The following is a 297-nucleotide window of genomic DNA, read 5'->3' on the forward strand; positions in this document are numbered from 1 at the left end:
GCGTGACGTCACTGCCGGCGGCGATTGCGGTCTGGGCGCTGGTGCGACCGCATGTCTTTGCGCTTTACATCGCCATCTCGCTTGGGGGCGCTTTTCTGGCGGGGCTGCTATTCCAACTTTGGGTCACGCTTTGATAACGGCGCACACTTAGATCATTTCAGTGGGCGGACCGAAACGTTCAATCAACCGCTCTTTGATCTGATCGCGCGCCTGGCGGTAGCTGGCCAGTTTCGCGTCGCGGTTTTCGCCCAGCCCTGTCGGGTCGAGGATTGGCCAGTACTCCACTTCAAGACTGTA

The 297-nt window shown here is 59.3% G+C and carries 2 pseudogenes; one reads left to right on the forward strand and one right to left on the reverse strand.

Annotated elements, in window-relative coordinates:
* Positions 1–134, forward strand: a pseudogene (locus tag G0Q06_RS14855) (permease); the annotation flags it as partial.
* A gap of 13 nt (positions 135–147) precedes the next feature.
* Here the strand turns inward: G0Q06_RS14855 and G0Q06_RS14860 are convergent.
* Positions 148–297: pseudogene (locus tag G0Q06_RS14860) on the reverse strand (low molecular weight phosphatase family protein); the annotation flags it as partial.

Source organism: Oceanipulchritudo coccoides (assembly GCF_010500615.1).
Lineage (GTDB): Bacteria > Verrucomicrobiota > Verrucomicrobiia > Opitutales > Oceanipulchritudinaceae > Oceanipulchritudo > Oceanipulchritudo coccoides.